The sequence below is a fragment of the Rhodococcus sp. 05-2255-3B1 genome (genome assembly GCF_002258545.1).
Taxonomy (GTDB): domain Bacteria; phylum Actinomycetota; class Actinomycetes; order Mycobacteriales; family Mycobacteriaceae; genus Rhodococcoides.
In genome coordinates this window covers 297,864-321,476 of record NZ_NOZC01000036.1, presented here as the reverse complement: position 1 = coordinate 321,476, position 23,613 = coordinate 297,864, and the positions used below count along the sequence as shown (strand labels likewise).

General features: G+C 66.9%; 23 protein-coding genes. 21 read left to right on the top strand and 2 right to left on the bottom strand.

Annotated elements, in window-relative coordinates; genetic code table 11:
- The first annotated feature begins 74 nt into the window (after positions 1-74).
- The 7 genes from mihF to CH249_RS22250 all read left to right on the top strand — a co-directional run bounded on the left by mihF (position 75) and on the right by CH249_RS22250 (position 7,107).
- Positions 75-395, top strand: a complete 321-nt coding sequence (gene mihF / locus CH249_RS22280) for an integration host factor, actinobacterial type (RefSeq protein ID WP_045199768.1) — start codon at positions 75-77, stop codon at positions 393-395.
- A gap of 5 nt (positions 396-400) precedes the next feature.
- The gene (gene gmk, locus CH249_RS22275; protein WP_094630027.1) at positions 401-1,012 is read left to right on the top strand and encodes a guanylate kinase; all 612 of its coding nucleotides are present in this window, start codon (positions 401-403) and stop codon (positions 1,010-1,012) included.
- Positions 1,013-1,084: 72 nt separating this feature from the next.
- Entirely contained in the window at positions 1,085-1,390 is a 306-nt protein-coding gene (rpoZ, locus tag CH249_RS22270) for a DNA-directed RNA polymerase subunit omega (protein WP_032377808.1), read from the top strand.
- 23 nt (positions 1,391-1,413) lie between these two features.
- Positions 1,414-2,664: a bifunctional phosphopantothenoylcysteine decarboxylase/phosphopantothenate--cysteine ligase CoaBC gene (coaBC, locus tag CH249_RS22265; RefSeq protein ID WP_094638045.1), complete on the top strand. Its 1,251-nt coding sequence runs from the start codon at positions 1,414-1,416 to the stop codon at positions 2,662-2,664.
- Positions 2,665-2,846: 182 nt separating this feature from the next.
- The gene (gene metK / locus CH249_RS22260) at positions 2,847-4,061 is read left to right on the top strand and encodes a methionine adenosyltransferase (protein WP_032397994.1); all 1,215 of its coding nucleotides are present in this window, start codon (positions 2,847-2,849) and stop codon (positions 4,059-4,061) included.
- Between the two features lie 147 nt (positions 4,062-4,208).
- Positions 4,209-6,176, top strand: coding sequence for a primosomal protein N' (locus CH249_RS22255; protein ID WP_179273213.1), 1,968 nt, complete (start codon positions 4,209-4,211; stop codon positions 6,174-6,176).
- 79 nt (positions 6,177-6,255) lie between these two features.
- Positions 6,256-7,107, top strand: coding sequence for a cyclase family protein (locus CH249_RS22250; RefSeq protein ID WP_094682802.1), 852 nt, complete (start codon positions 6,256-6,258; stop codon positions 7,105-7,107).
- Here CH249_RS22250 and CH249_RS28645 read toward each other — a convergent pair.
- Positions 7,023-8,732, bottom strand: coding sequence for a GGDEF domain-containing protein (locus CH249_RS28645; protein WP_306436633.1), 1,710 nt, complete (start codon positions 8,730-8,732; stop codon positions 7,023-7,025). The two genes, CH249_RS22250 and CH249_RS28645, sit on opposite strands and share 85 nt — an antisense overlap.
- A 298-nt stretch (positions 8,733-9,030) precedes the next feature.
- Between CH249_RS28645 and CH249_RS22240 the strand changes: the two genes are divergently transcribed.
- The 3 genes from CH249_RS22240 (at position 9,031) to CH249_RS22230 (ending at position 12,229) form a co-directional block, all read left to right on the top strand.
- Positions 9,031-9,753, top strand: a complete 723-nt coding sequence (locus CH249_RS22240; protein ID WP_256980573.1) for a PadR family transcriptional regulator — start codon at positions 9,031-9,033, stop codon at positions 9,751-9,753.
- An 86-nt stretch (positions 9,754-9,839) separates the two neighbouring features.
- Complete coding sequence (fmt, locus tag CH249_RS22235) at positions 9,840-10,763, top strand: methionyl-tRNA formyltransferase (RefSeq protein WP_094682800.1); 924 nt, start codon at positions 9,840-9,842, stop codon at positions 10,761-10,763.
- Positions 10,760-12,229: an RsmB/NOP family class I SAM-dependent RNA methyltransferase gene (locus tag CH249_RS22230; protein WP_179273201.1), complete on the top strand. Its 1,470-nt coding sequence runs from the start codon at positions 10,760-10,762 to the stop codon at positions 12,227-12,229. Before fmt ends, CH249_RS22230 begins: the two co-directional genes overlap by 4 nt.
- A gap of 33 nt (positions 12,230-12,262) precedes the next feature.
- Here the strand turns inward: CH249_RS22230 and CH249_RS22225 are convergent, their stop codons facing one another.
- Entirely contained in the window at positions 12,263-12,652 is a 390-nt protein-coding gene (locus CH249_RS22225; RefSeq protein ID WP_094682798.1) for an MmcQ/YjbR family DNA-binding protein, read from the bottom strand.
- A gap of 36 nt (positions 12,653-12,688) precedes the next feature.
- On the opposite strand from CH249_RS22225, the gene rpe reads away from it, so the two are divergent.
- The 11 genes from rpe to gap all read left to right on the top strand — a co-directional run bounded on the left by rpe (position 12,689) and on the right by gap (position 23,612).
- Complete coding sequence (rpe, locus tag CH249_RS22220) at positions 12,689-13,363, top strand: ribulose-phosphate 3-epimerase (RefSeq protein WP_032398000.1); 675 nt, start codon at positions 12,689-12,691, stop codon at positions 13,361-13,363.
- Positions 13,363-14,394 (top strand): bifunctional diaminohydroxyphosphoribosylaminopyrimidine deaminase/5-amino-6-(5-phosphoribosylamino)uracil reductase RibD, encoded by a 1,032-nt coding sequence (ribD, locus tag CH249_RS22215; RefSeq protein WP_094682797.1) that lies wholly within the window; start codon positions 13,363-13,365, stop codon positions 14,392-14,394. The genes rpe and ribD overlap by 1 nt, the downstream gene beginning before the upstream one ends.
- Positions 14,395-15,006 carry a riboflavin synthase gene (locus CH249_RS22210; RefSeq protein WP_094630020.1) on the top strand — a complete coding sequence of 204 codons (612 nt, stop codon included), beginning with the start codon at positions 14,395-14,397 and terminating at the stop codon, positions 15,004-15,006. It begins immediately after the preceding gene.
- An 86-nt stretch (positions 15,007-15,092) separates the two neighbouring features.
- Positions 15,093-16,382: a bifunctional 3,4-dihydroxy-2-butanone-4-phosphate synthase/GTP cyclohydrolase II gene (locus CH249_RS22205; RefSeq protein ID WP_052050500.1), complete on the top strand. Its 1,290-nt coding sequence runs from the start codon at positions 15,093-15,095 to the stop codon at positions 16,380-16,382.
- Positions 16,379-16,876 carry a 6,7-dimethyl-8-ribityllumazine synthase gene (gene ribH, locus CH249_RS22200; protein WP_094647943.1) on the top strand — a complete coding sequence of 166 codons (498 nt, stop codon included), beginning with the start codon at positions 16,379-16,381 and terminating at the stop codon, positions 16,874-16,876. The genes CH249_RS22205 and ribH overlap by 4 nt, the downstream gene beginning before the upstream one ends.
- Before the next feature lie 29 nt (positions 16,877-16,905).
- Positions 16,906-17,364 carry a PH domain-containing protein gene (locus tag CH249_RS22195; RefSeq protein WP_094648018.1) on the top strand — a complete coding sequence of 153 codons (459 nt, stop codon included), beginning with the start codon at positions 16,906-16,908 and terminating at the stop codon, positions 17,362-17,364.
- 71 nt (positions 17,365-17,435) lie between these two features.
- On the top strand, positions 17,436-19,526 hold the full coding sequence (uvrC, locus tag CH249_RS22190; protein ID WP_094648017.1) for an excinuclease ABC subunit UvrC: 2,091 nt from the start codon (positions 17,436-17,438) through the stop codon (positions 19,524-19,526).
- Positions 19,526-20,476: an RNase adapter RapZ gene (gene rapZ / locus CH249_RS22185; protein ID WP_371828397.1), complete on the top strand. Its 951-nt coding sequence runs from the start codon at positions 19,526-19,528 to the stop codon at positions 20,474-20,476. The genes uvrC and rapZ overlap by 1 nt, the downstream gene beginning before the upstream one ends.
- On the top strand, positions 20,473-21,498 hold the full coding sequence (gene yvcK / locus CH249_RS22180) for a uridine diphosphate-N-acetylglucosamine-binding protein YvcK (RefSeq protein WP_032398004.1): 1,026 nt from the start codon (positions 20,473-20,475) through the stop codon (positions 21,496-21,498). Before rapZ ends, yvcK begins: the two co-directional genes overlap by 4 nt.
- The gene (gene whiA / locus CH249_RS22175; RefSeq protein ID WP_032398005.1) at positions 21,489-22,472 is read left to right on the top strand and encodes a DNA-binding protein WhiA; all 984 of its coding nucleotides are present in this window, start codon (positions 21,489-21,491) and stop codon (positions 22,470-22,472) included. Before yvcK ends, whiA begins: the two co-directional genes overlap by 10 nt.
- 120 nt (positions 22,473-22,592) lie before the next feature.
- Entirely contained in the window at positions 22,593-23,612 is a 1,020-nt protein-coding gene (gene gap, locus CH249_RS22170) for a type I glyceraldehyde-3-phosphate dehydrogenase (protein WP_032398006.1), read from the top strand.
- Position 23,613 lies beyond the last annotated feature (1 nt).

Below are 23,613 nucleotides of genomic sequence, written 5' to 3'. Positions count from 1 at the left end.
GACCGATGGTCGACGTGCCGACAGCGATCGTGTGCGTCGTATCGCCCAGAAACGAGAAGACGGAGGAACCGACAGTGGCCCTTCCCCAGTTGACCCCCGAGCAGCGCGCTGCTGCCCTCGAGAAGGCTGCGATCGCCCGGAAAGCGCGCGCCGAACTCAAGGAGCGCCTCAAGCGCGGCGGCACCGACCTCAAGCAGGTGCTCGAGGACGCCGAGACGGACGAGATCCTCGGAAAGATGAAGGTCTCCGCGCTGCTCGAGGCCCTGCCGAAGGTGGGCAAGGTCAAGGCTGCGGAGTTGATGACGGAATTGGAGATCGCGCCAACCCGTCGACTGCGCGGTCTCGGTGATCGGCAGCGCAAGGCGCTGTTGACGAAGTTCGATTTCGAGGCCTGACGACGGTGAGTGACACTGCGGCGACATCGGTCCCGGAGATCGAGCGCGGCCGGTTGGTGGTGCTGTCCGGCCCCTCCGGCGTCGGCAAGTCCAGTGTCGTTCGGCTCGTGCGTGCGGCGCTGCCCGAGCTGGTCTTCAGCGTGTCGGTCACGACGCGATCGCCGCGGCCGGGCGAGGTGGACGGGCAGGATTACCACTTCGTCTCCGCCGGCGAGTTCGATCGAATGATCGCCGACGACGAGCTGCTCGAGTGGGCGAGCATTCACGGTGGTCTGCAGCGGTCGGGAACTCCGGCCGCACCCGTCGAGGCCGCGCTGGAGGCGGGCAGCCCGGTGCTGCTCGAGCTCGATCTGGCCGGTGCCCGTGCCGTGCGGGTGTCCAAGCCCGAGGCCTTGTTGGTGTTCATGGCACCACCGACGTGGGACGACCTGGTCGCCCGTCTGGTCGGGCGCGCGACCGAGGAGAGCGCTGCCACCGAGAGGAGGTTGGAGACCGCACGGGTGGAATTAGCCGCACAGGACGAGTTCGACACCGTGGTTGTCAATACCGATGTCGACCATTCGTGCGAACAGTTGGTATCCTTGTTGGTCGGTAGGTCGTCGGTCGGCAACAGCTGACCAGTTTCACGGCGCACGAGGCCCCGACCAGCTAGTTCGTAGCACCAACGATGCAATTTCAGGAGATCATCAGTGAGCAGCATTTCAGCGGCCGTTTCCGACTTCGACGGACGCAGCGCTCTGCCGGCCTACGACACGCCGCTCGGCATCACCAATCCACCCATCGACGAGCTGCTCGCACGCACCTCGTCCAAGTACGCCCTCGTGATCTACGCAGCCAAGCGTGCACGTCAGATCAACGACTACTACAACCAGCTCGGTGACGGCATCCTCGAGTATGTCGGACCTCTCGTCGAGCCGGGTCTGCAGGAGAAGCCGCTGTCGATCGCTCTCCGCGAAATCCACGCGGATCTGCTCGAGCACACCGAAGGCGAATAAGAACCTCACAGAGGACATCTGACTTGCGCGTTGTCGTCGGAGTCGGCGGAGGTATCGCCGCCTACAAGAGTTGTTCGCTCATTCGCAGCTTCACCGAGAGCGGGCACGAGGTACGGGTGATCCCGACCGCGTCCGCTCTGGAGTTCGTCGGGCGTGCGACGTTCGAGGCGCTGTCCGGCCAACCGGTGCACACCGGAGTCTTCGCGGACGTGCCGGAGGTCCCGCACGTGCGCCTGGGTCAGGAGGCGGACCTCGTCGTCGTGGCCCCCGCCACCGCAGATCTGATGGCGCGCATCGCCGGGGGACGCGCCGACGATCTTCTGACGGCCACCCTGCTCACCGCGCGGTGCCCGGTGGTTCTGGCTCCCGCGATGCACACGGAGATGTGGGAGCACCCGGCCACGGTCGCCAACGTCGCGACGCTTCGTTCGCGCGGTACACACGTGATCGAACCTGCGTCGGGTCGTCTGACCGGACGTGACACCGGGTCGGGTCGGCTGCCGGAGCCGGACGAGATCTTCGCACTGTCGATGCTCGTGACCGAGCGAGCGGATGCGCTTCCTCGTGACCTCGAAGGACGGCATGTTCTGGTGTCTGCCGGCGGCACTCGTGAGCCTCTCGATCCGGTCCGTTTTCTGGGCAATCGAAGCTCGGGCAAGCAGGGATATGCACTGGCCCGCGTGGCAGCGCAACGCGGAGCCCAGGTGACGTTGGTCGCCGGGTACACCAGCGACCTCGACGATCCGGCCGCGGTCGACGTGGTGCACGTCAAGACGGCCTCGGACATGCAGGATGCGGTTCGTAAACTCGCCGTCGGTGTCGATGCAGTGGTGATGGCGGCCGCGGTCGCGGACTTCCGCCCGGAGTCCATCGCGGGCAGCAAGATCAAGAAGGGGGCGAACGAGCCGTCGTCGATCCCGTTGGTCCGCAACGACGACATACTCGCAGGCCTCGTCTCGGCTCGCCGCGACGGTGAGCTCGAATCGTCCACTGTCATCGTCGGATTCGCGGCGGAGACCGGTGACGCGGACGGAGACGTACTGACGTACGCGCGGGCCAAGCTCGAACGCAAGGGCTGCGACCTGCTCGTGGTCAACGCTGTCGGTGACGGTAAGGCCTTCGAGGTCGACCACAACGATGGATGGTTGCTCGGTTCCGACGGTTCCGAGGATGCGCTCGGCGAGGGCTCCAAAGCGCTTCTCGCGAGCCGCGTACTGGATTCTGTGGCGCAGATGCTCGACGCACGTAGTCCCCGAACGAGGTCGACACAGTGACGACGGTGAGGGTGCACGAGCGATGTCGCACCGGCTACCGTGCTGAGCACCACGTGTGAGGCCGTAGAGGTTTGCCTGGCTCCGGCAGGGGCGATAACACCGAGGGAACGTCAAATTTTCATGGAGTGCCCGACCGGCGCGCGGCGTCGGGTCGGACAGGAACATGCGTCGAGAGGAAGTCCGTGAGCAAGTCCGGTAGTCGGCTTTTCACCAGCGAGTCCGTCACAGAGGGTCATCCCGACAAGATCTGTGACGCCATCAGCGATTCGATTCTCGATGCTCTGTTGACGGAGGATCCGCGTGCTCGGGTGGCCGTGGAGACCCTCGTCACCACCGGCCAGGTCCACGTTGCGGGTGAGGTCAATACCACCGCGTACGCCGACATCCCCAAGATCGTGCGCGAGAAGGTGCTCGAGATCGGGTACGACTCGTCGGCCAAGGGATTCGACGGAAATTCGTGCGGTGTGAACGTCGCGATCGGCGCGCAGTCTCCCGAGATCGCGCAGGGCGTCGATCATTCGCACGAGGCCCGAGTCGAAGGATTGTCCGACGACGAGATCGACCGTCAGGGCGCGGGGGATCAGGGGTTGATGTTCGGCTACGCCAACACCGACACTCCCGAATTGATGCCGTTGCCGATCGCGTTGGCGCACCGTCTTTCCCGGCGGCTGACCGAGGTCCGCAAGAGTGGGGTTCTACCCTACCTGCGTCCGGACGGCAAGACACAGGTGACGATCGAATATGACGGTGACAACGCCGTTCGCCTCGACACCGTGGTGATCTCGACTCAGCACGCGGCCGACATCGATCTCGACAACCTGCTCACCCCCGATATCAGGGAGAAGGTACTGGGGTCGGTACTCGCCGAGTTGGACGTGCCGACGCTGGACACGTCCGATGTGCGTCTGTTGGTCAATCCCACCGGAAAGTTCGTGCTCGGTGGTCCGATGGGTGACGCCGGGCTGACCGGTCGCAAGATCATCGTCGACACCTACGGCGGCATGGCACGGCACGGCGGCGGCGCATTCTCCGGCAAGGACCCGTCCAAGGTCGACCGCAGCGCTGCATACGCGATGCGTTGGGTCGCGAAGAACGCTGTCGCGGCTGGGCTCGCCGATCGCATCGAGGTCCAGGTGGCGTACGCCATCGGCAAGGCCGCGCCGGTCGGATTGTTCGTCGAGACGTTCGGCACCGAGAAGACCGATCCCGCGCGCATTCAGGCGGCGATCAGCGAGGTGTTCGACTTGCGCCCCGGTGCCATCATTCGCGATCTGGATCTGCTGCGACCGATCTACGCGCCCACTGCGGCGTACGGACACTTCGGCCGCACCGACATCGATCTCCCGTGGGAGTCCACCGATCGCGCAGGCAAGCTCCGCGAGGCTGCCGGACTCTGAGTTCGGCGTCGACCGTTCTGCACGTACCCTGCTCGCACCGGCTCGGTGCTCCGTCATCGAGTGTGGGGTGAGAATCGAGGAGGAGGTGCGGTGGCGGGCGTAGCGCGGGTGGCGGCGTCGGATCTCCCGATCGCGCGCATTCTCCCGATGTTGCCGCTGCCGCATCTCGACCGAGAGTTCGACTACCTCGTACCCGAGGAGATGAGCAGCGATGCTCGGCCCGGTGTGCGAGTTCGGATTCGGTTCGCGGGCCGACTGGTCGACGGTTTCGTGCTGGCCAGACTGGCCGAGACCGAGCACTCCGGCAAGCTCGGCTGGCTCGATCGGGTGGTGTCGGCAGAGCAAGTTCTGACTCCCGAGATCGCGGAACTGGCCGAGGCGGTGGCCGATCGGTACGCCGGGACCAGAGCGGACGTACTGCGTCTGGCGATCCCGGCTCGCCACGCCCGAGTCGAGGCGGAACCGACACCCGTCGTCGAGCCCCCGGTCGAGCCTGCCGTCGACAGGTCGGCATGGTCGGCCTACACCCACGGGTCGAACTTCCTCGACGCGTTGGCATCGGGACGCGTACCCCGCGCGGTGTGGCAGGCATTGCCCGGTGAGCGGTGGCCGGTGCGGCTGGCGGAGGCCGCTGCCGTGACCGTCGCCGCCGGTCGATCCGCCGTGGTGGTGGTACCCGATCAGCGTGATCTCGATCGACTGGAAACGGCCTGCACGGCTCTGCTCGGAGCCGACCGGGTGGTGGCGTTGTCGGCCGGACTGGGTCCGGCGAAGCGGTATCGGCAATGGTTGCGCGGTCTGCGATCGGGCCCGGTCGTTGTGGTGGGGACGCGCAGCGCCGTGTTCGCTCCGGTGTCCACTCTGGGCATGATCGCCGTCTGGGACGACGGTGACGACAGCTTCGCCGAGCCCCGTTCGCCGTATCCGCACGCCAGAGAAGTCGCGTTGCTCCGAGCGCACGTATCCGGGGCGGCGGTGGTGATCGGCGGACATTCGCGGACGGCGGAGGCGGAAGCTCTCGTCGATTCCGGTTGGGCACACGATCTGGTGGCTCCTCGTGAGCTGGTCCGTGAGCGTCAACCCCATGTGGTGGCCTTGGCGGACTCGGACCATGCGCTCGCGCGGGACCCGGCAGCCCGTGTCGCCCGGCTTCCCGCCATCGCGTTCGAGGCGGCGCGAGCCGCACTGAAAGCCGATTCGCCTGTGCTGGTTCAGGTTCCTCGCGGCGGATACGTGCCGTCACTGGCGTGTGCGAAGTGTCGGCACCCGGCTCGGTGTCGCCGGTGCAACGGGCCGTTGGCCCTGCCGTCGGCCCCTGGAAGCGACGGAGCCGGCAGTCCGACCTGCTCGTGGTGTGGAATCGCCGACACCGCGCATCGCTGCACCGTATGCGGATCACGCAACCTACGGGCGGTCGTGATCGGAGCGGGCCGCACCGCCGAGGAACTCGGACGGGCATTTCCCGGCGTACCGATACACAACTCGGGAGGCGCCGCCGTGCTCGACTCCGTCCGACCCGGTGCCGGTCTGGTCGTGTCGACCGTCGGTGCCGAGCCGACGGTCGACGGTGGGTACGGCGCAGCTCTTCTGCTGGACGGCTGGGCCCTGCTCGGCCGGGCAGACCTGCGCGCGGCAGAGGAGACACTGCGTCGGTGGATGACGGCCGCCGCGTTGGTCCGGCCCGGCTCTGCGGGAGGTCGCGTTGTCGTCGTCGCCGAGTCCGAGATACCGACGGTGCAGGCGCTGGTTCGCTGGGATCCTCTGTGGCACGCCAGAAGTCAGTTGGACGAACGAGTGGAGGTACGGTTCCCGCCCGCCGTACACGTCGCGGCGATCGACGGAACCACCGATGCGATCACGGCGCTGGTGGAGGGTGCAGATCTGCCCGAGGCAGTGGAGATACTCGGACCGGTCGATCTGCCGGACGGCCAACGCGCACCCGCGGGCGGCGGTGAGGACGTGCTTCCCGGTGATGTGCAGCGGCTGTTGCTACGCGTGCCGCGCAGCACCGGGGCGGCCTTGGCGCGGGCGCTGGCCGCCGCTCAGGCATCTCGTAGCGCCAAGAAGCTCGGCGGCGGAGTGCGGGTTCAGATAGACCCGATTCGAATCGGCTGACACTGCCGTCCGGGGCAGCCGTGGCCTAAGGTTGCGTCGGGGCGGCGCACGGGGCGCCGATGAGAGGTGGGTCGGGGACATGAAGAGAAGGCAGCTCTTTCGCCGTGCGACAACAGGTTTGGCAGTGGTGATCGGAGCCCGGCTCGTGGCACCTGCCTCCGCCGACGCCCTGCCCGGTACCGGCTCGGCGCAGCCGCCGACACCGGCCGTTCCGTTGGATCGACTGCTACGGATCGTGTCTCTGTCGCACGTCAACGATCCGGCGCTCACCCCGATTTTTCCCGGCGATCCCGAATTCTCGCTCGAGACGGCGTTCACCGTCGCGGACGACGGTTTCTACCTCCAGTACGTCAAGGAAGGCGAGCACACCGGCACGCACTGGGGAGCGCCCGCACACTTCCAGGAAGGTGGGCTGACCGCCGACCAGCTCGATCCGGAGGATCTGTTTCTGCCCGCGGTGAAGATCGACATTCGTGATCGGGCGGCAGCCGACGCCGACTACGCCGTGACCGTGGCCGACCTGCAGAACTGGGAAGCAGTCAACGGAGCCATTCCGCACGGCGCGGCCGTAATTCTGTGGACCGGATGGGCGTCACGCTGGGGTACCGACGCCTACGCGAACGCGGACGCGGACGGCGTGACGCACCAACCCGGCTTCTCGGCGGAGGCGGCGCAGTGGTTGATCGACACGGGCAGGCTCGCCGACAGAGGTGCCCTCGGAACCGACACCTTCGGACCCGACTTGGGCAACGACGAAACCTATCCGGTATCGGTCAAGCTCTACGACCGGCGTCGGATCAGTCTCGAGAACCTGACCAATCTGGAGTCGATACCGACCACGGGTGCCTACGTTCTGGTCGGCGGACCGATCAACCGGGCCGGATCCGGTTCGCCTGCAACCATTTTCGGATTGATTCCCAAGCTTGCCTGATCGGAACCGCTCGGGACCATGCTGAGTGTTCCTGCGGTGTCGTAGGCGTAGACGCCGGCCTTGCCCGAGCGCTTGGCCTTGTACATCGCGCGATCGGCGAGGCGCATCAGCTCGTCCTCGTCGACGTCGGAGGTGTCGGTGCCGGCCACGGTCGTCGTCCCGTCGGCGGTGCGGTCGGGACGACCGATCTGCACCACACCCACGCACGCGCCGACCGACACCGAATGGCCGTCGATCTCGTGCGCGGTCCGCATGGCCTCGGCGATGCGGACCGCCGTGGTTCGGCCGGTTCGCAGATCCGCGTTCACCAGGGCGGTGAACTCGTCGCCGCCGAAGCGCGCAACCACTCCGTCGACCACGCATCGGTCGAGGCGGCGGGCGAGTTCGACGAGTAGTCGATCGCCGCCGCCGTGGCCGAATCTGTCGTTGACGCTCTTGAAGTCGTCGAGGTCGATCAGCAGCAGGACGGCGCGGCCCCGGCCCGCCCTGGCGTCGTTCACCGCCGCTCGAAGGTGTTCGTCGAACGACGACCGGTTGAGCAGCCCGGTGAGTCCGTCGTGGTGCGCGCGATACGTCAGCTCGGCCTGTGCCAGAGACAGGCTCCGAAGCAGATTGTCGTTCTGAACCAGGGTGATCACCTGGCGCACGAGCGAGAGCAGCACCACCGCCACCCCGAGTACCACCACCGTCGAATCCAGGTCCCCGGTCTGCACGCGCAGTATCGCCAGCACGATCCCTATCGCGCCCATCAGCCCGTACGGCAACAACAATTGTGTTCTCTCACCGGTGACGGTCTCGGTGTGCACCCGCGCAGCTGTCGCCGATCCGTGCAGTGACGAGCCGTGTATCGGCGGACCAGGCGGATCGTCCTCGACGGTCCTCGGGGCGGCGGCCGCGAGAGCGATGAGTGCAGTGCCTGCGATGAATCCGCCGTCGGTCAGAACCGGCATGAAGTCCGCACCGGTGGCGACGAGGTACGCGTAGATGCTGTCGGACATCGCCATCATGAGGATTCCGGCACCGAGCAGGGTGAGTTGTGTTCGGTAACGCGACGCGATCTTCGGGATCACGGCGAGCAGCACGATCATGGCCACGAGAACGAGGTCGGTGATGGGATACATGATCGCCACGAGGAACGCGATGGACTCCGATTCCGACGAGTGCACGACCGCCCCGAGGACGGTGGCCCAGGACAGAACGAAGAGGGACCCGACGACCACGGCCCCGTCGAGCAACGACATCACCCAGACAAGGCGTGTACCTGCGGCCGCCCGCCGGGGCGACGGGCCGACGAAGGCGAGCAGCGCGGGCACGGCGAAGATCGGGAAGAGAAAGAATCCGACGTCGGCGACCGATGTGTTCGGCAGTGGCATGTCGAGAGCGGATCGATAGAAAGCCCACACGGCCATGCCTGCGCTCCAACACGCCATTCCCGCGGCCATCAGAACGCGCCACTGCCGTTCGGAGCCCGTCCGTCTCGACGCCGTTCGCCAGCAGACGACCGTTGCGGTGATGCCACCTGCGAGCTGTGCGACGTCGTCGATCAGTACCGAGATTCTCTGGCCGAGAACGTTGGAGCCGGCGAGCAGAACGATGGCCAGGACGCAGCCGAGAACGACGGTCACGCGTCGCCTCGTCGATCCGGCCACACGGCCCCCCTCGTTCGTGAGCGATCGCTGTCGAGCCGGCCGCTGTACTCGGTTCGTTGGACGTGAGCTCGCACCGACCGCGCCATTCTAACGAGCGGGAGCGATGCGCGACGTGTTCCTCGGATCCGGAGAACGTGGAGGTTGCCTCTGGGTATTGTCAAAGTTCTATTGACGATATATCGTCGACTTGTCAATCGATACAATGGAGAACGACATGAATCACGCATTCGAGGGATTCGCTCACGAATTCGGACGCCGCGCAGTACGTCGCCAGATGCGAGGCGCGCCCTTTCAGATGTGGGTCGCGCAGAGCGACGATCGAGGCCCGTCGGACGATCACGGTCCGCGAGAACGAGGCCGTGGAAGGAGAGCTCATGGTGAACGGAACAGGCACGGTGAGGGTGGCCCTTTCGGACGGGGACGGGAAGGCATGCGCCCCGGCTTCGGTCCCGGCGGTTTCGGGCCGAACGGGGACTTCGGTCGAGGCCGGGGTCGGGGAGGACGCGGACGACGCGGGGACGTGCGCGCTGCGATCCTGCTACTGCTAGAGGAACGTCCGATGCACGGATACGAACTGATCCAGCAGATCGCCGCGAAGAGCAACGGAACCTGGAAGCCGAGTCCGGGTTCCATCTATCCGGCCCTGTCCCAACTCGAAGACGAGGGCTTGGTCCTGATCGACAAGGTGGCCGGCCGCAAGACGGCTGCGCTGACCGACGAGGGGCGAACGCACGTCGACGCTCATCGCGGCGATCTGGGCAGCCCATGGGACGACGTGGCAGAGTCCGTCGGTGTCGACGCTCGCGATCTTCGGGCCCTGATCGGCCAGTTGATGGGCGCAGCCGGTCAGGTCGCCGGAGTCGGCACACCGGCGCAGGTGGAGCAGGCCGCCGAGATCCTCACCGAAGCACGCAGGTCGCTGTATCGGATCCTCGCCGACGACGGTCCGACCGATCGAGATCCCGACGACACGGTCGACGCCCCCGACGCGACGTGATCGGCACCTGCGGAATCGTCCGCGGCGCTCGCGACTCCCTAGGATGAACACCCGAGATCCTTTCGTCCATCCAGGGAGTTGCTCGAGTGCGCGTCGTCTTTGCCGGTACACCGGAGCCCGCAGTCCCGTCGCTGCAGCGACTGTTGGAGTCCGAACGCCACGAGGTGATCGCGGTGGTGACCCGGCCCGACGCCGCAGCCGGTAGGGGCCGCAAGACGATGCGCTCACCGGTCGGCCTGCTGGCCGACGAGCACGGAATCCCCGTGTTCGCACCCGCGAAGCCCTCGGATCCGGATTTCGTCGCACAGCTCACCGAACTCGCGCCCGACGTGTGTCCGGTCGTCGCATACGGGGCACTGCTGCCGCAGCCGGTGCTCGACATCCCTCGCTTCGGCTGGATCAATCTGCACTTCTCGCTGCTGCCCGCGTGGCGAGGTGCCGCGCCGGTACAGGCCGCCATCGCCGCGGGCGACGAGATCACCGGCGCCTCCACCTTCCTGCTCGACGCAGGAATGGATACCGGCCCGGTACTCGGCGTCGTCACCGAGCGGGTGCGCGCAACCGATACGACGGGGGACCTGCTCACCCGACTGGCGGCGAGCGGAGCAGACCTACTGGCTGCCACCCTCGACGCGATCGAGGACGGGACGGCATCCGCGCATCCACAGCCCGAGGACGGGATCTCCTACGCGAGCAAGGTGAGCGTCGACGCCGCGCGCATCGACTGGACTCGGTCTGCGGCATTCGTCGACCGTCACATCAGATCGGTCACCCCCGCACCGGGCGCGTGGACCACGATCGGTGAACTCCGCGTCAAGATCGCTCCGACAACGCCCTCGGAGGACACGTTGGACCCGGGCGAGATATCGGTGCGAAAGTCCGGCGTACACATCGGAACAGGCACGACGGCAGTGGTTCTCGGCGATGTTCAGCCGCAGGGCAAGAAGCTCATGAAGGCACTCGACTGGGCGCGCGGCGCTCGGCTGGACGATACGGCGGTAGCACGATGACAGAACCCGACAGGCCCCGAAAGCGCGAGTCCAGTCCAGCTCGCAAGCACGTCAAGAAGTCGCCCGGAGCCCGCGGGCCGAAGGGAAACCGGCCCCCGCAAGGCGCGGGACCGCGTGCCGTCGACGCGATCGACCCGGCCCGCCGGGCTGCCCGGGACGTCCTCAAGGCGGTACGCGAGCGGGATGCCTACGCCAATCTGGTGCTTCCGGGCCTGCTGCGAGAGCGCAAACTGGACTCGCGCGACGCGGCACTGGCCACCGAACTCGCCTACGGCGCGTCCCGCGCGCGTGGTGTGCTCGACGCGGTGATCGCCCATGCAGCCGGTCGGCCTGCCGCCGAGATCGACGGGCCGCTGCTCGACATTCTGCGACTCGGCTCCTACCAACTGCTCCGGACCCGAGTGGCACCGCACGCGGCCGTCGCCACGTCGGTGGACCTGGCTCGGGCCGAATTCGGCACCGGCAAAGCAGGTTTCGTCAACGCGGTACTGCGCCGCGTGTCCGAGCGGACGGCTGCCCAGTGGGTCGACGAGCTCGCGCCCGCTGCGGCAACCGATCCCGTCGGCCACCTCGCGTTCGAGTACGCCCATCCCAAGTGGATCGCGCAGGCCTTCGCCGATGCACTCGGTGCCGACGCCGGTGAACTCGCCGCAGTGCTCGAGGCCGACGACGCACGTCCCTCGGTCCACCTGGTGGCTCGGCCCGGTGAGATCTCCGCCGAGGAACTGGCGCTGATCACCGGGGGAGAAGAGGGACCCTATTCGCCGTACGCAGTGCACCTCGACGGCGGAGATCCCGGCAAGCTCGACGCCGTCCGGGACGGACTGGCCGGGGTGCAGGACGAAGGAAGTCAACTCGTCGGCCGAGCGCTCACCTTGGCGCCGCTCGTCGGCGAGGACGGTGGCCGGTGGCTGGACCTGTGCGCCGGACCGGGCGGTAAAGCTGCCCTCCTCGGTGCCATCGCCGAGATCGACGGTGCCACGGTCGACGCCGTCGAACCGACGCCGCATCGAGCCGATCTGGTGTCCAAGACGACGAAGGACCTTCCGGTGACGGTACACACCGTCGACGGCAGGCAGTCCGGACTCGACGGCGGCTACGATCGCGTGCTCGTGGACGCGCCCTGCACCGGGCTCGGTGCCCTGCGCCGCAGGCCCGAGGCCCGGTGGCGTCGGCAGCCCTCCGATGTGGCGGCACTGGTGACATTGCAGAAGGAACTGCTGGCCGCGGCAATCGAGCTGGTCCGCCCGGGCGGAGTGGTGCTGTATTCGACGTGTTCGCCGCACCTGTCCGAAACCACCGCCGTCGTCGCCGACGCGGTCCGCCGCTACGGCGTCGAACAGCTCGACACCCGCGAGCTGGTCCCAGGAGTGCCGCAACTCGGCGACGGTACATCGGTGCAATTGTGGCCGCATCGACACGGCACGGACGCAATGTTCATGGCGGCGCTGCGTAAGCCGATGTGACCGGTGAGCCGTCGTGACCGGGAAGCGGTGTGATCAGTTGCCGGCCAGGAACGTCTCGGCCACGTCTGTCGGGGCGTAAACCAGCCACCCGTCGATGATCAGTTCGCGCAGTTCGTCGTCCTCGGTGTTGTCGAGGTCGACCAGAACGGCAGCGAACCCGTCGAAATGCGAGATGGTGAAACATGCCCGCGGGTGTGCGGCGAGAATCGCGTCCTTCTCGTTGAGATCGGCGGTGCGGACGGCGAGAATCGGTCCGCCGGGCGGGATCTCGCTGCCGAACCGCTTCAAATCGGCTTTGCTGAACGGGCGGACCCACGCGAACACGTTCTTGCCCACCGACCACGCCGGACGGCCGTACCGGACACTCTCGGTGACCTCGGGCAACTCGGCGATCACCGCTGTCACGGAATCCATGGTGGTCATGGGCGAACGATACCGGCTGGGCTAGGCTCGTCAATCGTGGTTTCCCCGATGATCGCCCCCTCCATTCTGTCCGCCGATTTCGCCCGGCTCGCCGCCGAAGCCGAGGCGGTGTCCGGAGCCGACTGGTTGCACGTCGACGTCATGGACGCGCACTTCGTACCCAACCTCACCCTGGGGCTGCCGGTCGTGGAGAGCTTGCTGAAGGCGACGAACATTCCGCTCGACTGCCACCTGATGATCGAGGACCCGGCCCGCTGGGCACCGCCGTACGCCGAGGCGGGTGCGTACAACGTCACCTTCCACGCCGAAGCGACCGACGACCCGTCCGCGGTTGCGCGCGACATCCGGGCGGCGGGAGCCAAAGCCGGACTGTCCGTCAAGCCGGGAACACCCATCGAGCCGTACCTCGAGATCCTGCGCGACTTCGACACGCTGCTGGTGATGAGCGTCGAGCCGGGCTTCGGTGGGCAGTCGTTCATGCCGGAGGTACTCGCGAAGGCGAAAGCCGTTCGAGCACTTGTCGATTCCGGGGATCTGCGACTGGTCGTGGAAATCGACGGTGGCATCAACTCCGACACGATCGAGCAGGCCGCGGAGGCCGGAATCGACTGCTTCGTCGCCGGATCGGCCGTCTACAACACCGCCGACCCCGCAGCCGCAGTGCGCGACCTACGCGACCGAGCCGCCCGCGCATCACACCACCTGTCGTAATGAACGGCCAGGGCGCAGCACTGTCCGTCGCGGACGCCATGGCCCTCGCCGTCGAGGCATCCGGGTCCGCCCGAGGCATCAGCAGTCCCAATCCCGCGGTCGGTGCGGTGATTCTCGATGCCGGTGGCGTCGTCGTCGGCATCGGTTCGACGCGTCCGCCCGGCGGTCCGCACGCAGAGATCGTCGCGCTGGCCGAGGCCGGTGACCGAGCGCGCGGCGGCACCGCGGTGGTGACCCTCGAACCCTGCAACCACACCGGCCGCACCGGACCGTGTTCACAGGCCCTGATCGACGCGGGCATCGCCGCGGTCGTGCACGCCGTCGCCGATCCGAATCCGCTCGCATCGGGCGGCGCGGCGGCCCTGCGCGCGGCGGGCATTCGCGTCGAACAGGGGATCGGTGAGACGGCGGTGCGGCAGGGGCCGCTGCGCGCCTGGTTGCACAAGCAACGCACCGGTCGGCCGCACGTCACCTGGAAATACGCCGCCACTCTCGACGGACGCAGCGCCGCGGCGGACGGCACGAGCCAGTGGATCACCGGACCGAAGGCCCGGGCGCACGTCCATGCCGAGCGGGCCAAGCTCGACGCCATCGTCGTCGGAACCGGCACCGTGCTGGCCGACGACCCGCGACTGACCGCACGACGTCCGGACGGGACCCTCGCGCCGCACCAACCCGTGCGCGTCGTCGTCGGATCGCGGCCGATACCGTCGACCGCAGCGATACGTGGGACGGACGCCCCCACGGTGTTCCTCGACACACACGACCCCGCGGCCGTGATCGACGCCCTCAGCGAGCACACCGACATCCAGATCGAAGGCGGCCCGACGTTGGCCGGGGCATTCCTCGCTGCGGGCCTGGTGGACCGCGTCGTGGCGTACGTCGCACCGGCGGTGTTGGGCAGCGGGCCCACAGCGGTGGAGAATGCGGGCATCGGAACAATTGCCGACGCAATTCGGTTCCGCACGGAGACAGTCACCATGATCGGCAACGACATTCTGATCGGCGTCGTGCCCGAAGGAGCGAAGTAGATGTTCACCGGAATTGTCGAAGAGCTCGGCGAGATCGTCGCCAAGGACGAACTGCCCGACGCCGCCCGGTTCACCGTTCGCGGCCCGGTGGTGACCTCGGATGCAGGCCACGGCGACTCCATCGCGGTGAACGGGGTGTGCCTGACCGTCGTCGAGGTGCTGCCCGACGGCGGATTCACCGCCGACGTGATGCAGGAAACGCTGAACCGCTCGAGCCTCGGTGCCCTCGAGGTGGGCAGCCGCGTCAACCTCGAACGTGCGGCCGCGCTCGGCAGCCGTCTCGGCGGCCACCTCGTACAGGGTCACGTGGACGGCACCGGAACGATCATCGGCCGATCGCCGTCCGAGAACTGGACCGTCGTGCGCATCGCACTGCCCACCTCGGTCGCGCGCTACGTCGTGGAGAAGGGCTCGATCACCGTCGACGGCGTCTCGCTCACCGTCTCCGGACTCGGCGTCGACGACGGAGCGCACTGGTTCGAGATCTCCCTGATCCCCACCACCCTCGACCTGACCACTCTCGGCACCGCCGAGGTCGGATCACCGGTCAACCTCGAAGTCGACGTCATCGCCAAGTACGTGGAGCGGCTGCAGACGATCGACGCACAGTAAGTACTGTTGACATGCACGCAATCGATGGTGCATCGGAGAATTTCCAGGGCGCTGAGCCAGGCCCGAGACGTATGGAGCACACCGTGGTGACCAGGTTCGACAGTATCGAGCGCGCAGTTGCGGACATCGCTGCGGGCAAAGCAGTGGTGGTCGTCGACGACGAGGACCGCGAGAACGAAGGCGACCTCATCTTCGCCGCCGAGAAGGCCACCCCGGAACTGGTCGCCTTCATGGTCCGCTACACCTCCGGTTATCTCTGCGTTCCACTCTCCGGTGAGGACTGCGACCGACTCGGCCTGCCGCCGATGTTCGCCACCAATCAGGACAAGCACGGAACCGCGTACACCGTCACCGTCGACGCCCGCGAGGGCATCGGCACCGGAATCTCGGCGTCCGACCGGGCGGCCACGATGCGACTGCTCGCCGACCCCGACACCGGGGCCAACGACTTCACCCGTCCGGGCCACGTCGTACCGCTGCGCGCCAAGGACGGCGGAGTGCTGCGTCGCCCCGGCCACACCGAAGCTGCCGTCGACCTCGCCCGCATGGCAGACCTGCGGCCTGCAGGCGTCATCTGCGAAATCGTCAGTCAGAAGGACGAGGGCGCGATGGCCCAGACCGACGAACTGCGCGTCTTCGCCGACGAGCACGACCTCGCCCTCATCTCCATCGCCGACCTCATCGCCTGGCGTCGCAAGCACGAGAAGCACGTCGTCCGCGTCGCCGACGCCCGGATCCCCACCGGTCACGGCACCTTCCGCGCCGTCGGCTATCAGAGCATCTACGACGAGGTCGAGCACGTCGCGCTCGTCCGCGGCGACATCGCGGGCCCCGACGGAGACGGCAACGACGTGCTCGTCCGAGTGCACTCCGAATGCCTCACCGGCGACGTGTTCGGATCACTGCGCTGCGACTGCGGACCACAGTTGGACGCGGCCCTGGAAATGGTCGCCGCCGAGGAACGCGGCATCGTGTTGTACATGCGCGGACACGAAGGTCGCGGAATCGGTCTACTGCACAAGCTCCAGGCCTACCAGCTCCAGGACGCAGGCTCCGACACCGTCGACGCCAACCTGCAACTGGGCCTCCCGGCCGACTCCCGCGACTACGGAATCGGTGCTCAGATCCTCGTCGACCTCGGTGTCTCGTCGATGCGGCTGCTGACCAACAACCCCGCCAAGCGAGTGGGACTCGATGGTTACGGTCTGCACGTCACCGAACGAGTGCCGATGCCGTTGCGCGCCAACGCCGAGAACCTCACCTACCTGCGCACCAAACGCGACCGGATGGGCCACGACCTCACCGGGTTGGACGAGTACGAGAACGGTCGTTCCGCAGGCTCCACTCCCGCATCCGAGAACGGGGCCACCTCATGAGCGGCGAAGGCGAACCCACCCTGCAGCTCGCAGGCGCCACTGATCTCAAACTGGCGATCGTCGCCGGTCAGTGGCACCAGAAGATCTCTCAGGCTTTGCTCGACGGTGCACTTCGCAAAGCCGAGTCGGCCGGGATCGAGGACGTCACGGTCATCCGTGTGGCCGGAGCCATCGAACTGCCCGTCGTCGCGCAGGCGTTGGCCCGCAACCACGACGCCGTCGTCGCACTCGGCGTCGTCATCCGCGGTGGCACACCGCATTTCGAGTACGTGTGCGACGCCGTCACGGCCGGTCTGACGCGCGTCTCGCTCGACGAGGGCACTCCGGTCACCAACGGTGTGCTCACCACCAACGACGAGCAGCAGGCGCTCGATCGCGCAGGGTTGCCCGGTTCGTTCGAGGACAAGGGCGCGCAGGCCACGGCAGCCGCGATCGACACAGCGCTTACTCTCAAACACCTACGCCAACCCTGGACGAATCAGGAGTTCACGTGACCGGCAGCGCACCGTCCACCGAGTGGGACATGGTGGTGAAGTCGCGCAAGTCGGCTCGTTACGCCATCGCGACGGCGGTGTTGCTCGTGGTGGCGCATTCGACCGTCGCCATCCTGCTGAGGGTCTCGCCGACCGGGGTGTACTTCAGAACCGCGGACCAACTGGCGATGGCAGGTATCGGACTTCTTCTGGGAGGCCTGGCGCTCGTGCTGACGCGCCCGCGCATTCGCGTCGGGCCTGCAGGTGTCGCGGTGCGGAACCTGTTGTCGGAGCGTCTGATCGAATGGGATCTGGTGCGTGGTCTGTCCTTCCCCGAAGGAGCGATGTGGGCCAGGATCGACATTCCCGACGACGAGTTCATCAACGTGATGGCCATCCAGTCCAACGATCGTGACCATGCGGTCGCGGCCGTACGAAAGTTCCGCACTCTCGAACGCACGTACGCGCCCGCCGCCTCCGTTCCGGACATCCCGGTCGATCGGGACTGACGTCCTACCTCCGCACCGCGGCTGAGCTGCGGATGCGGAGAACGTCGGACCCGACGGCTAACGTGGATGCCGTGTCCGACCCCGCTACCTACCGCCCGGCCACCGGAACCATCCCGGTGGAGCCGGGGGTGTACAAATTTCGCGATCCGCACGGCCGCGTCGTCTACGTGGGAAAGGCCAAGAGCCTCCGCAGTCGACTCAATTCCTACTTCGCAGACATAGCCTCGCTGCATCCGCGTACTCGCCAGATGGTCACCACCGCGGCATCGGTGGAGTGGACCGTGGTGACCACCGAAGTCGAGGCCCTCCAGCTCGAGTACAACTGGATCAAGGAATTCGATCCACGGTTCAACGTCCGCTACCGCGACGACAAGAGCTATCCGATGCTCGCGGTGACGATGAACGAGGAGTTTCCTCGGTTGTTCGTCTACCGCGGACCCCGGCGCAAGGGTGTCCGCTATTTCGGCCCCTACGCGCACGCGTGGGCCATTCGCGAGACGCTGGATCTGTTGCTGCGAGTATTTCCCGCGCGCACGTGCTCGACCGGAGTGTTCAAGCGCCACAATCAGATCGGCCGGCCCTGCCTGCTGGGCTACATCGACAAGTGCTCGGCACCGTGCGTCGGACGGGTCAGCGCCGAGGAGCATCGGGCGACCGTCGAGGATTTCTGTGACTTCTTGGCCGGAAAGACGGACAAGCTCGTTCGTCAGCTCGAGAAGAAGATGCAGGCTGCATCCGAGGACCTGGATTTCGAGACCGCCGCACGTCTGAGAGACGACGTCGGTGCGCTGCGTCGGGCATTGGAGAAGCAGGCGGTGGTGCTCGGCGACGGCACCGACGCCGATCTCGTCGCCTTCGCCACCGACGCCCTCGAAGCTGCCGTTCAGGTCTTCCACGTCCGAGGCGGCCGCGTGCGCGGGCAGCGCGGCTGGGTGGTGGAGAAGGCAGGAGAGGTGATCGAACGCCAGGACGAGGCCGATCTGCCCGCTCTGGTCGAGCAGTTCCTGACGCAGTTCTACGGCGAGCAGGCCGCCCTGTCCGCACAGGCACCGGGCGGTGACGACGGTGGTTCCAACGCCGTCCCGAGGGAGGTGCTGGTTCCGGTCCTGCCGGACAACGCCGACGAGGTTCAGGCCTGGCTCAGTGAACTTCGGGGCTCGAACGTGACTCTGCGTGTTCCCCAGCGCGGCGACAAGAAGGCGTTGGCCGAGACCGTCGAACGCAACGCCAAGGAAGCCCTGCAGCAGCACAAGCTCAAGCGCGCGGGCGACTTCACATCGAGATCGGCTGCGCTGCAGGGTATTCAGGAGGCACTCGATCTGGACTCGGCACCGCTGCGCATCGAGTGCATCGATATCTCCCACGTGCAGGGAACCGATGTGGTGGCCTCGCTCGTCGTCTTCGAGGACGGATTGCCCCGCAAGAGCGACTACCGCCACTACGCGATCAAGGAAGCGGCAGGCGACGGGCACTCCGACGACGTGGCGAGCATCGCCGAGGTGACCCGTCGCCGGTTCCTACGGCACTCCGCGGACGGTTCGGCCGAGGGGACCGGAGGCGATCTCGCCCCCGAAGCGGCGTTGGATCCACAGACCGGCAGACCGCGCAAATTCGCGTATCCACCCAATCTGTTCGTCGTCGACGGCGGTGCCCCTCAGGTGGCCGCTGCCGCGGCCGTGCTGGACGAGCTCGGCGTGACCGACGTGGCCGTGGTCGGTCTGGCGAAGCGGCTGGAGGAGGTATGGGTTCCGGGGGAGGAGGATCCGGTGATCCTTCCGCGTACGAGCGAGTCGCTCTACCTGCTCCAACGGGTCCGCGACGAAGCGCACCGGTTCGCGATCACGTTCCATCGCAGCAAGCGATCGCGACGCATGACGGCCTCGGCTCTGGATTCGGTTCGCGGACTCGGCGAGTCGCGTCGAACGGCGCTGGTGGCACACTTCGGTTCCGTCGCCAACCTCAAACGCGCGACGGTCGCGGAGATCGTCGAGGTGCCCGGGATCGGAGAGACCACAGCCAAGTCGGTGCTGGCCGCACTGTGTTCCGACACGGACGACGCCGATGTAGGCGATGATGGCAGCGCAACTGCAACGACATCGGGCGAGAACACGGCGGAACATGCGATCGCACCGCGCGTGGAATCGGCGGGACAGGCTTCGTAGTGAGCGAACACCAGACACAGAGACACCCACCGTCCGAAGACCATCTCGAACAGCCCTCCGCGGGGGAGTCGCGGCACGACGAGATCGAAGTGGCGTTGGTCACCGGGGTTTCCGGAGCAGGATTGCGCACGGCGGCCAAGATTCTCGAGGATCTCGGCTGGTACGTCGCCGACAACCTACCGCCGGAGCTCATCTCCAAGATGGTCGATCTCGGCCGCGAGTCCAAGCCCAGAATCGAGCGACTGGCGCTGGTGATGGACGTTCGAAGTCGCCTGTTCACCGGCGATCTGGGCTGGGTGGTCAAAGAACTCGATTCCAAGGGCGTGCGCAACAGAGTGCTCTTCCTCGACGCGTCCGACGCCGTGTTGATCCGTCGATTCGAGTCCAACCGGCGCAGCCATCCTCTGCAGAACGACGGTCAGGACGGAACCTTGACCGAGGGCATCACCGCCGAACGGTTGCGACTCGCCCAGGTCAAGGCGGCCGCGGATCTGACCGTGGACACCACATCCCTGTCGGTGCATCAACTGCGGCGCAAGATCGAGACGGTGTTCGGCGAGTCCGACACCACCGGCGTCGGGGTCACCGTGCAGTCGTTCGGCTTCAAGTACGGCCTGCCGATGGACGCCGACCTGGTCTGCGACGTGCGCTTTCTGCCCAATCCCCATTGGGTTCCGGAGCTGCGCGAACACACCGGCCAGGACGCGGACGTTCGGGATTACGTGCTGGGGCAGGACGGGGCACGCGACTACCTGCAGACGTACACGCATCTGCTGAATCTGACGATCGAGGGATACGTGCGGGAAGGCAAGAGATACATGACGGTGGCCGTGGGCTGCACCGGAGGGAAGCATCGAAGTGTTGCGATGACCGAGGCACTGGCCGCGATTCTCGCCGATCAGGGTGATGTGTCGGTGCGGGTGCTGCATCGGGATCTGGGTCGCGAATGAGCGAGGTCGACACCGAAGTACCGGTATCGGGCCCCAGGATCGTCGCACTCGGAGGCGGTCACGGCCTGTACGCAACGCTGTCGGCGGCCCGGTTGCTCGGTCACGACGTCACCGCCATCGTCACGGTCGCCGACGACGGGGGATCCTCGGGACGTCTGCGGGCCGAGCTCGGCGTCATTCCGCCCGGGGATCTGCGCATGGCGCTGGCCGCGCTGGCACGCTCGGACGAGCGAACACAGCTGTGGACCGACGTCCTCCAGCACCGCTTCGGTGGCACGGGCGCGCTGGCCGGGCACTCGGTGGGCAACCTCATCCTCGCCGGCCTCACCGAGGTACTGGGCGACCCGATCGCCGCACTGGACGAGATGGTGCGGATGCTCGGAATCGACGGACGAGTGCTTCCGATGTCGCCGATCGCACTCGACATCGAGGCCGACGTCTCCGGTCTCGAGGACGATCCGCGCGTGAGCCGCGTCATTCGCGGACAGGTGGCGGTGGCGACGACTCCCGGCAAGGTTCGCCGCGTTCGGCTGCTTCCACCCGAACCGCCGGCGTCCGCGGATGCACTCGCTGCGATCGAGAAGGCTGACCTCGTGGTGCTCGGACCGGGATCGTGGTTCTCCAGCGTGATCCCGCACGTACTGGTGCCGGATCAGCTCACCGCGCTGGCTCGTACGAGCGCGCCGAAGGTACTGGTGCTGAACCTGGCCCCCGAACTCGGTGAGACCACCGGATTCTCCGCCGAGCGCCATGTCCACGTACTCTCCCAACACGCACCGGATTTGGGAATCGACTACGTGTTGGTCGATTCCGCCTCGGTCCCGGAAGGCAGCAACCGCGAGCACGTGGCGCGGGCTGCGGCCCGGCTCGGTGCCGAGGTCGTCTACGTCGACGTTGCCGAAAACGGCACCCACGCACATCATTACGGCAAGCTTGCCGCGGCTCTCGGCTCCATCGTGTCGCCCACCGGCGGCACCGCACCGACTGCCGCACGCAGAGAGGGGATCACTTCGTGGCCATGACAGCGGAGGTCAAGGACGAGCTGAGCAGGCTGACCGTCAGCCAGGTCAGTTGCCGCAAGGCCGAGGTGTCCGCACTGCTGCGATTCGCCGGTGGACTGCACATCGTGGCGGGCCGGGTGGTGGTCGAAGCCGAGGTGGACCTCGGGTCCATTGCGAGACGGCTGCGGCGGGAGATCTTCGAGCTGTACGGCTACTCCTCCGACGTGCACATGCTCGGCGCAGGCGGGCTACGCAAGACCTCGCGGTACGTGGTCCGAGTGGCCAAGGACGGCGAAGCGCTGGCCCGCCAGACCGGCCTGCTGGATCTGCGGGGACGCCCGGTTCGCGGCCTCCCCGCACAGGTCGTCGGCGGCACGGTGGGGGATTCCGAGGCAGCATGGCGGGGCGCATTCCTGGCGCACGGCTCCCTCACCGAACCGGGTAGGTCCTCGGCCCTGGAGATCAGCTGCCCCGGACCGGAGGCGGCGCTCGCGCTCGTCGGAGCCGCCCGCCGCCTCGGAGTGGCCGCGAAGGCTCGTGAGGTCCGCGGCACCGATCGAGTGGTCGTCCGCGACGGCGAGGCCATCGGAGCCCTGCTCACCCGCATGGGAGCACAGGACACCCGGTTGATCTGGGAAGAACGACGCATGCGACGCGAGGTCAGAGCCACTGCGAACCGGCTCGCCAACTTCGACGACGCCAACCTGCGCCGCTCGGCCAGGGCCGCCGTCGCCGCCGCAGCGAGAGTCGAGCGCGCCCTGCACATCCTCGGCGACGACGTGCCGGACCATCTGGCCGCAGCCGGATCGCTCCGAGTCCAGCATCGGCAGGCGTCACTCGAGGAACTGGGCCAGTTGGCCGACCCTCCGATGACCAAGGACGCCGTGGCCGGCCGAATTCGACGCCTGCTGTCCATGGCCGATCGCAAGGCCAAGGAAACCGGAATTCCCGACACCGAGTCCGCGGTCACCGCCGAGCTGCTCGACGAGGCGTGATCGGCCCGATCACGTGATGCGCGCGCTCTGCCTGCGCGCACACTAGGGTGGGAACCGCGTGTGGCACCCCGCACGCAGGCACAATCAGACATCTGTTTTCACAACTTTTAGGAGCGAACAGTGACGATCCGGGTAGGCGTCAACGGCTTCGGCCGCATCGGGCGTAACTTCTTCAGGGCTGTCGACGCGCAGAAGGCGCTCGGTACCACCGACATCGAAATCGTTGCTGTCAACGACCTGACCGACAACGCATCGCTCGCACACCTGCTCAAGTACGACTCGATCCTGGGCCGTTTGCCGCACGATGTCTCGCTCGAGGGCGAAGACACCATCGTCGTCGGTGGCCAGAAGATCAAGGCACTGTCGCTGCGCGAGGGCCCGTCCGCACTTCCGTGGGGTGACCTGGGTGTCGACGTCGTCGTCGAGTCCACCGGCATCTTCACCGACGCTGCGAAGGCCCAGGGTCACATCGACGCCGGTGCGAAGAAGGTCATCATCTCCGCGCCCGCCAAGGGCGAGGACATCACCATCGTGATGGGCGTCAACGACGACAAGTACGACGGCAGCCAGAACATCATCTCCAACGCGTCGTGCACCACCAACTGCCTCGGCCCCATCGCCAAGGTTCTCGACGACGAGTTCGGCATCGTCTCGGGATTGATGACCACGATCCACGCGTACACACAGGATCAGAACCTGCAGGACGGCCCGCACAGCGATCTGCGTCGCGCTCGCGCTGCGGCTCTGAACGTCGTGCCGACCGGCACCGGCGCAGCCAAGGCCATCGGCCTGGTGCTCCCGCAGCTGCTGGGCAAGCTCGACGGCTACGCGCTCCGGGTTCCGATCCCCACCGGCTCGGTCACCGACCTCACCGCGCTGCTGAAGAAGTCGGCCTCCGCCGACGACATCAACGCTGCGATGAAGGCTGCTGCCGAGGGACCGTTGAAGGGCATCCTGAAGTACAACACCGATCCCATCGTGTCCTCGGACATCGTCACCGACCCGCACTCGTCGATCTTCGACGCGCCGCTGACGAAGGTCATCGACGACCAGGTCAAGATCGTCTCCTGGTACGACAACGAGTGGGGCTACTCCAACCGCCTCGCCGACCTCATCGGTCTCGTCGGCAAGTCCCTCTGAC